Annotated in this window: 13 protein-coding genes; 7 read left to right on the plus strand and 6 right to left on the minus strand. The window is 51.3% G+C overall.

The features are described from left to right. Positions 1-27: 27 nt before the first annotated feature. On the minus strand, positions 28-1,044 hold the full coding sequence (locus IVG45_RS16100) for a hydrolase (protein ID WP_196434816.1): 1,017 nt from the start codon (positions 1,042-1,044) through the stop codon (positions 28-30). A 112-nt stretch (positions 1,045-1,156) separates the two neighbouring features. Here IVG45_RS16100 and IVG45_RS16105 point away from each other — a divergent pair, with 112 nt between their 5' ends. The 3 genes from IVG45_RS16105 to IVG45_RS16115 are packed head-to-tail and all read left to right on the plus strand — an operon-like array spanning position 1,157 to position 3,395. Continuing rightward, positions 1,157-2,107, plus strand: a complete 951-nt coding sequence (locus IVG45_RS16105) for a DnaJ C-terminal domain-containing protein (RefSeq protein ID WP_196434817.1) — start codon at positions 1,157-1,159, stop codon at positions 2,105-2,107. A gap of 10 nt (positions 2,108-2,117) precedes the next feature. Then, entirely contained in the window at positions 2,118-2,429 is a 312-nt protein-coding gene (locus tag IVG45_RS16110; protein ID WP_196434818.1) for a MerR family transcriptional regulator, read from the plus strand. A 3-nt stretch (positions 2,430-2,432) separates the two neighbouring features. Then, complete coding sequence (locus tag IVG45_RS16115) at positions 2,433-3,395, plus strand: zinc metalloprotease HtpX (protein ID WP_196434819.1); 963 nt, start codon at positions 2,433-2,435, stop codon at positions 3,393-3,395. 72 nt (positions 3,396-3,467) lie between these two features. Here the strand turns inward: IVG45_RS16115 and IVG45_RS16120 are convergent, their stop codons facing one another. Together IVG45_RS16120 and speE are read right to left on the minus strand one after the other, a co-directional pair. After that, positions 3,468-3,665 carry a hypothetical protein gene (locus IVG45_RS16120; RefSeq protein ID WP_196434820.1) on the minus strand — a complete coding sequence of 66 codons (198 nt, stop codon included), beginning with the start codon at positions 3,663-3,665 and terminating at the stop codon, positions 3,468-3,470. A 423-nt stretch (positions 3,666-4,088) separates the two neighbouring features. Further along, positions 4,089-4,934 (minus strand): polyamine aminopropyltransferase, encoded by an 846-nt coding sequence (speE, locus tag IVG45_RS16125; RefSeq protein WP_196434821.1) that lies wholly within the window; start codon positions 4,932-4,934, stop codon positions 4,089-4,091. Positions 4,935-5,016: 82 nt separating this feature from the next. On the opposite strand from speE, the gene speA reads away from it, so the two are divergent. The 4 genes from speA to IVG45_RS16145 all read left to right on the plus strand — a co-directional run bounded on the left by speA (position 5,017) and on the right by IVG45_RS16145 (position 9,778). Next, a complete protein-coding gene (speA, locus tag IVG45_RS16130) occupies positions 5,017-6,843 on the plus strand; it encodes a biosynthetic arginine decarboxylase (protein WP_196434822.1) in 1,827 nt (608 codons plus the stop codon). A gap of 52 nt (positions 6,844-6,895) precedes the next feature. After that, positions 6,896-7,501: a GDSL-type esterase/lipase family protein gene (locus IVG45_RS16135; protein ID WP_196434823.1), complete on the plus strand. Its 606-nt coding sequence runs from the start codon at positions 6,896-6,898 to the stop codon at positions 7,499-7,501. An 80-nt stretch (positions 7,502-7,581) separates the two neighbouring features. After that, positions 7,582-8,439 (plus strand): NAD(P)-dependent oxidoreductase, encoded by an 858-nt coding sequence (locus tag IVG45_RS16140; protein ID WP_196434824.1) that lies wholly within the window; start codon positions 7,582-7,584, stop codon positions 8,437-8,439. Between the two features lie 19 nt (positions 8,440-8,458). Then, positions 8,459-9,778, plus strand: coding sequence for a UDP-glucose dehydrogenase family protein (locus IVG45_RS16145; RefSeq protein WP_196434825.1), 1,320 nt, complete (start codon positions 8,459-8,461; stop codon positions 9,776-9,778). A 169-nt stretch (positions 9,779-9,947) separates the two neighbouring features. On the opposite strand, the gene IVG45_RS16150 is transcribed toward IVG45_RS16145, so the two are convergent. The 3 genes from IVG45_RS16150 to IVG45_RS16160 all read right to left on the minus strand — a co-directional run bounded on the left by IVG45_RS16150 (position 9,948) and on the right by IVG45_RS16160 (position 12,837). Next, positions 9,948-10,526, minus strand: a complete 579-nt coding sequence (locus IVG45_RS16150) for a VPLPA-CTERM sorting domain-containing protein (protein WP_196434826.1) — start codon at positions 10,524-10,526, stop codon at positions 9,948-9,950. 158 nt (positions 10,527-10,684) lie between these two features. Continuing rightward, positions 10,685-12,079, minus strand: coding sequence for an amino acid permease (locus IVG45_RS16155; protein ID WP_330165367.1), 1,395 nt, complete (start codon positions 12,077-12,079; stop codon positions 10,685-10,687). An 11-nt stretch (positions 12,080-12,090) separates the two neighbouring features. Continuing rightward, positions 12,091-12,837, minus strand: coding sequence for a pentapeptide repeat-containing protein (locus tag IVG45_RS16160; RefSeq protein WP_196434827.1), 747 nt, complete (start codon positions 12,835-12,837; stop codon positions 12,091-12,093). Between the last annotated feature and the right edge of the window lie 38 nt (positions 12,838-12,875).

The following is a 12,875-nucleotide window of genomic DNA, read 5'->3' on the forward strand; positions in this document are numbered from 1 at the left end:
AGGCTGACGCCGGCTTGTGCCGCCTGCTTACGATCCTTCCGAATAGCCAGAACTTTCGAGTTTTTCCCGCAAAAATGCCGGAATGCGTTTATCCAGCCAATAAGCAGCACTATGCAGCTTGCGGCCACCGACAAAGCCCACATGCCCACCTCCGCTACAAACTTCCATTACCATACACGGAGCCAATTCGGCGGCATCCGGCAAAACCGATCGCGTCATAAACGGATCATCCTTGGCCTGGATCAACAATGTCGGCACTCGAATCGCCGGTAAAAACTGCCTTGAACTCGCTCGGCTATAGTAATCGGCCACATCCTTAAAACCATGCAACTTGGCCACCACCCGGTCATCGTATTGCCAAAACGAATGTATGTCGGACAAGTCGCCTAATCGCCGCAATTTTTCGGCTTCCTGATCAAAGCCATGCTGATCCAGATAACGCTGCTTATTGCGGATGTAATGTTTCAATTCCGTCAGTAAATAGCGGCGATAGATTCTGGAAAATCCCTTATCCAGTTTACTGGCGCATTCGCTCAGCACCAACGGCACCGAAACCGCCACCGCCGCAAACAAGGATAATTTGTCCCCTTGTTCGCCCAGCCATTTCAGCAGCACATTACCGCCCAACGAAAAACCCACCGCCGCCATGGCGGCATCGGGATAGCGTTGGCGCAAGCTTTGATAAACAAAAGCAATGTCTTCGGTTTCACCGGAATGGTAACAACGCGCCAAGCGATTCGGCTCACCACTACAGCCCCTGAAATTCATCGCGACACTGCTGAAACCCTGATCCAGTAAAACCTGTTGCAAACCCAGGATATAGCCTGAGCTGGAACTGCCGGATAAACCGTGCATAAGAATGACCAAAGCCCGATTGTTATCGCCATACCAATCCAGATCAATAAAATCACCATCCGCTGTGGATAATCGCTCCCGCCTTCTATCCAGAGGAACGGCTTTGCGCCACAATGCCGGATACAGCGTTTGCAAATGGGGATTATTCAGCCACCAGACAGATTTAAAGTCGCGTTGTAATACGGGCATCGCTCGGCATCCGAACAGCATTTAAAAAATTGACGATGTATTCTACTTTTTATACGCGATCCAGTTTACCAACACTACTTACCTGACGTGACAGTATTCACGAGGGGGATATGTGCAATACAAGGACTATTACCAAATCTTGGGCATCAAGCGCGATGCTCCGCTGGCGGACATCAAAAAAGCCTTTCGAAAATTAGCCCGAAAATACCATCCCGACGTATCCAAGGAACCTAATGCCGAAGCCCGAATGAAGGAAGTCAATGAAGCCTATACCGTGCTGTCCGACACCGAAAAGCGCGCGGCTTACGACCAACTCGGACGTGGTTATCAACCCGGTCAGGAATTCAAACCACCACCCAACTGGGATGCGGGCTTCGAGTTTTCTGGACGCGGTTTTAATCCGAATGAAGCGGCCGAGTTCAGCGATTTTTTCGCTGAACTATTCGGAAACATGCGCGCTGGCAAATCAAGCAAGGGTGGCTTTTACACTCAAGACAACTTTAACGCCCGTGGCGAGGATCATCACGCTAAAGTCATGCTGGATCTGGAAGACAGTTTCAACGGCAGCTCCAGGCAAATTTCATTGCGGGTACCGCGCATGGATACGCAGGGACGTGTGTTGCTCGAAAATCGGGTGTTAAATATAAAAATCCCGAAAGGCGTTTATGAAGGCCAAATCATTCGTTTAGCCGGACAAGGCGCTCCGGGAGCGGGCAGCGGCAAAGCCGGCGATTTATTACTGGAAGTCTGTTTCAACCCGCACCCCCGGTTTCGTATCGATGGCCGTAATCTGCATTTGATCCTACCCGTCACGCCGTGGGAAGCGGCATTGGGGGACATGGTCAGCCTCAATAATATCGATGGCAATCTGAAAGTAAGGATACCCGAGGGCACCCAAAGCGGTCGGCAATTACGCCTGATAGGCAAAGGCATCCCCAGCAACCCTCCCGGCGATCTAATACTGAACATACAAGTGGTTTTACCACCCGCCACCACACCGAAGGCCCGACAACTTTATCAAACCATGGCCCAGGAACTGGCTTTTGATCCACGCACCCACTAGGAGGTAAGCCATGCATAATTCGGAAATTTTGATTACCTCGATAGAGGTAGAACAAACCTATTTGACCGTTGAGCAATTGGCATCGCTGTGCGCGGTCGAAGCGGATTGGGTACTGCAACATATCAGTGACGGTCTTCTGCCCGCCCATAAGCTTGATAGCGGCAACTGGTGTTTCTCCTCGGCGCAATTAACCCGAGCCAAACGTATATTGATGGTGGAACGTACCTTTGATGCCATGCCAGAACTCGCTGCGCTTGTGGCGGATATGCAGGAAGAGCTGGATAGTTTACGGCGTCGGTTGCGGCGCGCCGGCCAAAGTTAAACCATGTTTCCCAACAACACCTGGCGCCGCCACCTCTGGAGTAACCGTATCCATACCCTGCTGTTAATCTTGCTATTGCTGGCTATCAGCAGTTTGGCGGGCGGATTGCTGCTAGGCGAAATGGGGTTATGGCTGGCGGTTGGCGGAGCGATATTTGCGCTGTTTGTCGAGCCGATTGCGGCTTGGCGCATGACGTTGAGCCTATACAGGGCCAGACCGATTTACCCCGAGGAAGCGCCAGACTTATGGCGTATCACACGGACACTGGCCAGCCGCGCGGAATTGCCGAGTACGCCGGTTTTGTATTACATCCCCAGCCCGGTGGTCAATGCATTCACGGTGGGGCACGGCAACCATGCCGCCATTGCGTTAACCGACGGCCTTTTGAGCCGATTGACTCTACGCGAATTAACCGGCGTTTTGGGGCATGAGATGGCTCATATTGCCAATGGCGATTTGTTGGTAATGGGACTGGCCGATTACATCAGCCGGCTGACAAATTTGTTTTCGGTCGGAGGACAACTGATGTTGCTGTTTTCGCTACCGCTATTATTCATTGAGGGATACGCGGTAAGCCTCAATTTATTTTCGATGCTGCTACTACTTTTTTCTCCCCATCTGGCAATCCTGGCTCAATTAGGTTTATCCAGAGTCCGCGAATACGATGCCGACCTGAAAGCCTCCACGCTTACCGGCGATCCGATGGGCTTGGCGTTTGCGCTTGCCAGAATAGAACAAACCAGCCGATCTTGGATCGAGATTTTGCTGCCCGGCTGGGGCAACCCACAGCCTTCCTGGTTAAGAAGCCATCCGGCGACGGAAGAACGCATCAAGCGCTTGCAGGAACAAGCGGCTACTTTTTACCTTTCTCTTGATTCGCTCTCGGCTAGCGATCATCCGATTGGCTACATCACCAAAGCCATTCAACGCCAACCCCGTTGGCGCGCGGGAGGATTCTGGTATTGAGTTTTAAGAGTAGGGGATTTGGTAAAGATCCCTCTCCCTGTGTTGTTAACAGCGAGAGGGAAGCAACGAGGCTCAGGCGGAATGTAAAAAATTACCTCTAACATGCCGCTGCTGTTGATGTGCTTTTGTGGTAATGCTGCTCATTGAGCTGGATACTTGCGATTTAGTCTCGCTTACCTTAGAAATTTCTTTGTCGGGCGGCAATAAAAAAACCAATGCCGCGAATGCCGCCAGTGTTAATGCGATATCAAATGTTTTAATTTTTATCATTACTCTCACCTGCCGCTGTCATTTTTATAAACCAATTTTGGCTGGCTTAGGGTTGTTGATAAACAATCCCTCCAACACCTGCCGATACCCGGTTATAGCCATTAGCGTGCCAAGTCATTCATTTCAAAAAACACGCTCGCTTTTTTATAAAAATATACAGCCGGCTTAAAGGCTTACGCCCCTAAAAAGCATTTAAGCCATTGTTTATAAAAGCGATTAAAACTTTAACATTTATTTAGCGCACCTTACCTTCCCTTGATTATTTTCCAAGGACGATATGCCAAGTTAGGATTCGTGGCCTTTCCGCGTTTGTTGATGCCACTAGAACGCTGTTCGCAGCTGACATCCTTGGCATAACTGACAAAAATGTCAGTTATGCCAGCCCGGGTCCGGCTGAGTAAACCGAACCGCCCGATGTTTGGTTTATGCAAACGCCTTTTTAAAAAACTCCGGCATCGCCAAACTGGCTTTATGAATATCGCTGTTGTAATAAACCGTATCGAAACTCTTGTTGAGGGCATCCTGTTCCCGGAACTTCGATAAATCGCCTTTGCTGGCCATCGTCGCGCTCCACCAGCCGGACGGATAAATACATTGCGGGAAAAACACGGTTTGCATATGTGTGAAACCGCCGGCCTGCATTTCCTCGCGCATTTCCCGCAAAATCTTCATGTGCAGCAGTGCTGATTCGCTTTGCTGCACCACGATGCCGTTTTCGCTCAAGGCTTTGCAGCAGTCTTTGTAAAAGTCGGCGCTAAACAAACCTTCCGCCGGACCTACCGGGTCGGTACTATCAACGATAATGATGTCGACGCTGTTCGGCGCGGCATCTTTCACCCATTTGATACCGTCGATGAATTTCAACTCGGCGCGCGGATCGTTGTTGGATTCGCACAATTCGGGAAAATAAATTTCAGCCAGACGAGTGACGCGCTCGTCGATGTCGATCTGCACGGCTTGCTCAACACCGGGGTGTTTCAGCACCTCGCGCAAGGTACCGCAGTCGCCTCCGCCGATAATCCAGACTCTTTTCGGATTGGGATGGGTGAACAAAACCGGATGGCTCATCATCTCGTGGTAGAAAAAATTATCGCGAGAGGAAACCATGGTACAACCGTCGATCACCATCAGATTGCCGAAGTGCTCGGTCTCGTAAATTTCCAGAAACTGGAACTCGGATTGCTCTTCGTGCAACTTGCGTTTGATTTTCAGGGAGAAGGCGGAGCCGTCGGAAGCGACCGGTTCGCTGAACCATTGTGAGTCGAGCATGAGGTTTCCTCAAAAAGTCATAAAAGTCGTGGCATTATACTTTAGAATTTCCACCACTTTATGACAGTACTTAGGAGTGTGTGTGCAAACACAACCATGGTCGATCGAGCAATCCAAACAACTTTATGCCATTCAACAATGGGGTAACGCTTATTTTTCGGTAAACGGCCAAGGCCACGTCTGCGTCAAACCGCAAGCAGACTGTCCCACCGAGATCGATTTGTTCGAAATTGCACGGGCCTTGCGGAGCAAAGGCTTGAACTTTCCGGTGCTGGTGCGTTTTACCGATATTCTTCGCGATCGGATTCGGCAGCTGCAACAGGCCTTCGATCAAGCCCGGCTGGCACACGCTTACAGCGGACACTACACACCGGTTTACCCTATCAAAGTCAATCAACAAGGCAATGTTGTGGAAAGCATCGTTTCCGCCGACAACATCGGCCTGGAAGCAGGCAGCAAGCCGGAATTGCTGGCGATACTGGGCTTGGCTAGACGCGGCGGCACCATAGTTTGTAACGGCTACAAGGATAGGTTGTATATCCGAATGGCCTTGATGGGACAGTTGATGGGCTTGTCGGTGTTCATCGTCATCGAAAAACCCTCGGAACTGGAATTGATTATCGAGGAGGCGGCCAAATTGCAGGTGCGTCCGTTAATTGGTTTGCGGGTTCGGCTATCGACCATCAGCGCCGGCAAATGGCAGAACAGCGGCGGCGAAAAATCCAAGTTCGGCCTGCATGCCAGCGAGGTATTACAATTGATCGCCCGCCTGAAGCAAGCCGAAATGCTAGATTGCCTGCAATTGATGCATTTCCACATGGGTTCGCAGATCGCCAATATTCACGACATCAAACTGGCGCTGAAGGAAGCCGGCCAGTTTTATCTGCAATTGCATAGGCTGGGCGCCCCTATCACGACCGTCGACGCGGGTGGCGGACTGGGAGTCGATTACGACGGCAGCGGCTCGCGCCGCGAATGCTCGATCAATTACAGCATGGGCGAATACGCCGACAACATCGTCCGTAGCTTTGCCGAAGTCAGCCGCGAGCATAGCTTGCCTCAACCTAACATCATTACCGAATCCGGCAGGGCCATAACCGCTCACCACGCGGTGCTGATCACCAATGTCACCGAAGTCGAAAGCCTGCAAGGCGCGGACAATCCGCTCACGCCGGTTTTCAATAACATCAGCGAAGCCTATCACAATGCCCAGTTCGACATGGCCGAAGCCCGCGCCCAATTCGTCCAAGGCGATTTGCCGCTCACGGGACTGGCGGAAGCGGAAAAACATTATGTCAGCCTTTGCCAGCAAATCCAGCGCGAGCTCAATCCGGATAATCATCACCACCGTGAAATTTTGCAGGAATTGGACGAAAAACTGGCCGACAAGGTGTTTTGCAATTTTTCCTTGTTTCAATCGATGCCGGATATCTGGGGAATAGACCAGATTTTCCCTATCATGCCTATTCATCGGCTCGATCAGCAACCGACAAAGCGCGCGGTTTTACAGGATTTAACCTGCGATTCCGATGGCCGCATCGACCATTATGTCGACCGGCAAAACATCAGCAATACCCTGCCGTTGCATGCCATTGGCGATGACGAAGATTATTTGATCGGCTTTTTCATGGTCGGCGCTTACCAGGAAATTTTGGGCGACATGCACAATTTGTTCGGGGACACCCATTCCATCAACATCGAACTGGACGCCAACGGCTACCGCTTCGGCGAATTCATGGAAGGCGAGGATGTCAGCGAGCTGCTGGACTATGTGCATATCAATACCGAAGCCTTGAAAGCCGCCTATCGGCAAAAGCTGGACGAAACTTCGCTGAGCACCGAACTAAAATGCGTGTTCGAACAGGAGTTACTGGCCGGATTAAATGCCTATACTTATCTGGAAAAATGAGGTTCGGCGAAAGGCAAAAATATTATAGGATTGTATAGAGGGAGTTTAGGCGATGAAAAAATGGATAATTTGTATAGTTTTGTTATGTTGCGTAGCTTGCAACAAACCCAAGCCACTGTTGAGCAAACTGCCGGATGACGCAGTGGTTCTGGCGTTCGGCGACAGCCTGACTTACGGCACCGGGGCATCGGCCGAGCATGATTACCCATATATTCTTAGCCAAATGATCGGCCGCGAGGTCATCAATTCCGGAGTGCCGGGTGAAATCAGCAGTGAAGGCCGGGAACGCTTGCCGACCGAACTCGACGAATATCAACCCCATTTATTGATTCTGATCCATGGCGGCAACGACATTTTACGCAAACTGCCGGCGGAGCAAACCCGCGATAATTTAAAGGCCATGATCAATGAAGCCAAACAGCGCAACATTCAGGTCGTCATGCTGGGCGTACCCAAGTTCGGGCTGGTGTTGTTGCATAGCGCGGAATTTTACACGGAACTTGCCGAATCGGAAGGTATAGCTAACGATCTTGAAGCCTTGCCTACTATCCTCGCCAGCAATGAACTTAAGTCCGATACGGTGCACCCCAACGATAAAGGTTACCAACGTCTGGCCGAAACGATTGCCGCCTTGTTACAACAACAGGGGGCGCTATAAACCGATGCCGACCCACACTATCGCTAACCCGAACCACGATACCAAAACGTTGCGACCATGATTATCGGAGAATCCAGAAAATGAAAACGGGCATGATCGGTTTAGGTGCGATGGGCCAGGGCATGGCACGCAATTTAGCCAAGGCTGGTTATCTGACTGCGGTTTATAATCGTACCAACAGCAGGGCGGAAACCTTATCCAAGGAATTGCAGGTCCACGTTTGCCAGACCCCACAGGCTTTGGCGCAACAAGTCGATCTGATACTGGTCTGCGTTTCGGCGGATCAAGACCTGCTGGATGTGATTGAAGCGATTGCCGAAACCATAAAACCCAATTCGGTGGTGGTCGACACGTCGACCGTCGCCAGCGACACCGCAAAACGAGCGGCCGCCATGCTGAGAGCCAAGCAGGCCGATTTTCTGGATGCTCCGGTATCCGGGGGCGTGGAAGGCGCCAGCAAGGGCACGCTGGCGATGATGGCCGGCGGCGACGCCAAGGTATTGGAACGTGTACGGCCGGTTCTGGCCGCCATGACGGCACGCATTGAGCACATGGGCGACACCGGTTCCGGCCAAGCTTGTAAAGCAGTGAATCAAATCATGTGTGCCGGCATCAATCAGGCCGTCACCGAAGCACTGGCATTTGCCGAGGCTCAAGGGCTGGCTTTGGAAAAAGTCATCGATGTGGTCTCCGGCGGCGCGGCCGGTAACTGGTTTTTGCAGCATAGAGGCAAGACCATGACTCAGGGTATTTTCCGGCCCGGCTTCAAGCTGAGTCTGCATCACAAGGATTTGCTAATTTGCCGGCAAATGGCTGAACAAGTCAACGTCGATTGCCCTTTAACGGAATCGACATTAAGCGATTACGCGCATTTGATGCAACAAGGTTTCGGCGACGAAGATATATCGGCGCTGTATCGGCTTAAACGGAAACAATAATTCACAAAGAGGTGTGAGGATGAAAATTACGGTATTTGGTAGTGGTTATGTAGGCCTAGTGACGGGTGCTTGTCTGGCCGAAGTCGGCAATCAAGTCATGTGCATGGATGTCGATCAACATAAAATCGAACAGCTCAAGCAAGGCATCATTCCGATTTACGAGCCCGGTTTGGAAGAAATGGTCAAGGACAATCAAGCCGCCGGACGCCTGCATTTCACTACCGATGTCAAGGAAGCCGTGGATTTCGGTTTGTTTCAATTCGTCGCGGTCGGCACCCCGCCGGACGAGGATGGTTCGGCCGATTTGAAATACGTTTTGGCGGTAGCGAAAAGCGTGGCCGAACATATGAGTGACTATAAAATCATCGTCGACAAATCCACGGTACCGGTCGGCACCGCCGATAAAGTCAAACAAACCGTGCTCGATGTACTGGCCCAACGCGGCGAAAACCTGGAGTTCGACGTGGTCTCCAATCCGGAGTTTTTGAAGGAAGGCTCGGCGCTGGACGATTTCATGAAACCCGACCGCATCATCATCGGTACCGACAACCCCAGAACCGCCGAATTGCTGAAAGCCCTGTATGCACCGTTCAACCGCAGCCGCGAACGGGTGATCAACATGGACATCCGTTCCGCCGAACTGACCAAATATGCCGCCAACGCGATGTTGGCCACCAAGATCAGCTTCATGAACGAACTGGCCAATCTGGCGGAAAGACTAGGCGCGGACATCGAACACGTTCGCCACGGCATCGGTTCCGACAGCCGCATCGGCTACAGCTTCATCTACCCCGGCTGCGGCTATGGCGGCTCCTGCTTTCCGAAGGACGTCAAGGCACTGGAACGAACCGCCAAGGAAATGGGCTATCACGCCGAACTGTTAAGCGCGGTTGAAAACGTCAACGACAGACAAAAATACCGCCTGTTCGAAAAAATCAGCGCGCATTATCCGGACGGCGTGAAAGGCAAAGTATTTGCGCTGTGGGGCCTGGCCTTCAAACCCAATACCGACGACATGCGCGAAGCGCCCAGCCGGGTAGTGCTGGAAGCCTTGATCGAAGCCGGCGCCAGTGTACAAGCCTATGATCCTGAAGCGATGCATGAAGCCCAACGGATTTACGGCGACAAGGCCGGCTTGAAATATTGTCCTAAACAAAACGAAGCGCTGGAAACTGCCGATGCGCTGATCATCGTCACCGAATGGAAACAATTCCGTAGTCCGGATTTCGAACAATTGAGCCAGCAGTTAAAAGACAAGGTGATATTCGACGGCCGCAACATGTACGAGCCAAAAATGGTGAAACAGGCGGGATTGCAGTATTACGCGATCGGGCGCTAGGATTTGTCCAATCCGGTTGACCTGAATCGCGGTTGAAATTGGCAGCGCTTATCCGGCGCTGCCTACCCATTGCGAGTAAAAATTTAACGCTGCGGTATTCTGCCTACGGCATCGGATTGGCTTTTCCGACACTTCCCGTACACCGTGGAGAAAAGTCGGGAATAATAACTTAGCTATTCTTGCGACGTACAAAACCTATCATGCCAACTACTGCCGAACCAAATAACCATGCGGATGCAGGCAAGGGAACAGCGCTTACTGTCGCGCTAAATGTTGCGGTTGTGAAATTCTCGAATGTGGTTTTACCCAGCGATGTCTCTACATCTATCCATTGCAATGGATCATCCACATCGGAAACACCTACTGTCAGGGGACCAAAATCCGAAATCAGATCATAAGTCAGAAATCCATTATCAAACAAGCCAAACAAATCTCCCTTGTCGTTATCGCCGAATCCTGCAAAACCGCCATCCTGACTACTATAGATGTAAAGTAAATTATCGAACGTAGCCGTACCTAAATCGCCAAGATCAATTGTTCCGGATAAATTGACGTATGTCGGTAATGTGGGAGGAGGTTGGACATCCACGTTATCGGCATTGAGTGTTACGGTAAAAGCAGTGTTATTGTGATTTGTGCCGTTTAAGGTCAAATCACCTATGCCACTAAAAGTAAACGTGATTGGCGATGCTTGTGCCAAGGTATTCACTAAGATCAATATAATAGTAAGTGCTGTTTGTTTAAGCATTGCGCTCTCCTTAATAAGGATGTTTATGTGATGGTATCTGACTATAAACCACATAAAAAACACTCTTTACAGCCATTAGGCCTCATGTTAGACCATTATTTGCACCTGTCAATAAAACCCTTGTAAAACCTTCAAGTCTTTGGCTAACAAAAAGCTCTTTATAGAGGATTAAGCCGGCTATGCTTGATGCCATAACCAAAGTAAATCCCAAACCCAATCAAGAGCCAGACTAACAGTCTCACCCAGGTGTCGAAAGGCAATCCCGCCATCAACGCCAAACAAACCAAAATCCCGGTAACCGGCACATACGGCGACGCCGGACATTTGAAATGACGTTCCATTTCCGGATGACTACCGCGCAACACCAACACACCACCACAGACCAACACAAACGCAAACAAGGTGCCGATACTAACCAACTCGCCGAGTTTTTCGATCGGCATGAAACCGGCCAACAACGCCACCGCCACACCCACCATCATGGTCGACAAATGCGGCGTGCGGAATTCCGGGTGGACCTGGGCAAACAAAGGCGGCAGTAACCCATCCTTGGCCATGGAAAAGAAGATACGGCTTTGCCCCATCAACAACACCAACATCACCGAGGTCAAGCCGGCTATCGCGCCGATTTTAACGATCGGCGACAACCAACTCATGCCGATATGATCGACGGCCAGCGCAATCGGCGCGGCCACGTTGAGTTCGGTATAGGAAATGATGCCGGTCAAAACTCCAGCCACCAAAATATACAATACCGTGCAAACCGCCAATGAAACGATGATGCCGAACGGCACATCCTTTTGCGGGTTGACCGCTTCCTGCGCGGCCGTCGATACCGCGTCGAACCCGATATAGGCAAAGAAAATCACTCCGGCCCCGGTCAAAACTCCGCCGAATCCGAACGGGGTAAAGTTGGACCAATTTTCCGCCTGGATGTGGCCCGCCCCGGCAAAGATAAACACCACGATAACCGCCAGCTTGATCAATACCATCGCGAAATTGAACATCGCCGACTGACGTATACCGACCACCAACAAACCGGTTAATAGCAAAATAATGGCTACCGCCGGCAGGTTGATAAATCCGGCAACCGGATCGGCCAAATAGGCCGTGGTGAGATAGCGCGGCAAATGTACTCCCAGCGAATCCATGAAACTGGTCAAATATCCGGCCCAACCTATAGCCACCGTACTGCTGGCCAAGGCATATTCCAGTACCAAATCCCAACCAATGATCCAGGCCATCAACTCGCCCAAGGTTGCATAAGCATAGCTGTAGGCGCTGCCCGATACCGGAATCATCGCCGCCAGTTCGCTGTAGCACAAGGCCGCCAGCGCGCAAGCAATTCCAGCCAACACGAACGATACGGTAATCGCCGGTCCGGCGTATTTGGCGGCGGCAATGCCGGTCAACACGAAAATGCCGGCTCCGATAATCGCGCCGATACCCAGCAAGGTTAAATCCTTGGCGGTCAGGGTCTGTTTCAGACTGTTTTCGATGGCGGTCAATGCATCGACCGATTTACGCTGGAACAGTTGTTTGGGGATTTGCATGAGTATGCCCGTTATTGGCCGAGACCGGCGGGTAGGTGTTGAGCGCCTTCGAAACGGGTGCCGGTGGTGATGGCATTAGTGAAAATCGCATCATGTAACTTGGTGGACGACAAGTTGGCGCCGCTCAAATCAGCTCCGGTCAGGTTGGCACCATCCATTTCCGCCGAAAACAAATCGGCATTTTTCAGATTGGCGTTGTTCAATTTGGCGTGTTTGAGCATAGCGCGGCCGAATTGGGCATTACTAAGGTTGGCGCCGGTTAGATTGGCGCCTTTCAGATTGGCGCGCATCAAACCCATCGACTGATTTTTCATATCCGCGGCCCAATTGGCATTGCTGACATTGGCGTTGGTGAAATTGGCCCCCTCCATCACCGCAATTACTCGGCTACCGCTGAAGTTGGCATTGCTGGCATCGGCATGCATCATACTGACCCCGAAAATACTGGTATTGGCCAGATTGGCGCCGACCAGTTTGATATTGGTCATCACCGTCAAATCCAGATTCAGCCCCGACAAATTGGTGCGGCTGAAATTGGCCCGCCGCAGATCGGCGCCCCATAAATCGGCGTGCCGAAAATCCAGCCCGGACAAGTCCAGATCGGTCAAATCCTTACGCCGCAGCGGAGCCGGATGGTCCTTATCGGCTTTTGCCAATAACTGCTCGACCTGCTGACGAGTCATCTCGGCGGCCTGCGCCAATGGAATGCCTAGTGCTAGCAGAGCCAGCACCGCCGGGATTTTACTAAACGGTCTCATATAACCCTCCTGATAAGGATATGTTTTAAAATGTAGGG

It is taken from the genome of Methylomonas sp. LL1 (assembly GCF_015711015.1).
GTDB lineage: Bacteria > Pseudomonadota > Gammaproteobacteria > Methylococcales > Methylomonadaceae > Methylomonas.

Excerpts from the sequence above, each read along its gene's own strand:
- IVG45_RS16135 (WP_196434823.1), top strand. The coding sequence starts at position 6,896 with ATGAAAAAATGGATAATTTGTATAGTTTTGTTATGTTGCGTAGCTTGC.
- IVG45_RS16145 (WP_196434825.1), top strand. The coding sequence starts at position 8,459 with ATGAAAATTACGGTATTTGGTAGTGGTTATGTAGGCCTAGTGACGGGT.
- IVG45_RS16120 (WP_196434820.1), bottom strand. The coding sequence starts at position 3,665 with ATGATAAAAATTAAAACATTTGATATCGCATTAACACTGGCGGCATTC.
- IVG45_RS16150 (WP_196434826.1), bottom strand. The coding sequence starts at position 10,526 with ATGCTTAAACAAACAGCACTTACTATTATATTGATCTTAGTGAATACC.
- IVG45_RS16140 (WP_196434824.1), top strand. The coding sequence starts at position 7,582 with ATGAAAACGGGCATGATCGGTTTAGGTGCGATGGGCCAGGGCATGGCA.
- IVG45_RS16100 (WP_196434816.1), bottom strand. The coding sequence starts at position 1,044 with ATGCCCGTATTACAACGCGACTTTAAATCTGTCTGGTGGCTGAATAAT.
- IVG45_RS16160 (WP_196434827.1), bottom strand. The coding sequence starts at position 12,837 with ATGAGACCGTTTAGTAAAATCCCGGCGGTGCTGGCTCTGCTAGCACTA.
- IVG45_RS16110 (WP_196434818.1), top strand. The coding sequence starts at position 2,118 with ATGCATAATTCGGAAATTTTGATTACCTCGATAGAGGTAGAACAAACC.
- IVG45_RS16155 (WP_330165367.1), bottom strand. The coding sequence starts at position 12,079 with ATGCAAATCCCCAAACAACTGTTCCAGCGTAAATCGGTCGATGCATTG.
- IVG45_RS16115 (WP_196434819.1), top strand. The coding sequence starts at position 2,433 with ATGTTTCCCAACAACACCTGGCGCCGCCACCTCTGGAGTAACCGTATC.
- speE (WP_196434821.1), bottom strand. The coding sequence starts at position 4,934 with ATGCTCGACTCACAATGGTTCAGCGAACCGGTCGCTTCCGACGGCTCC.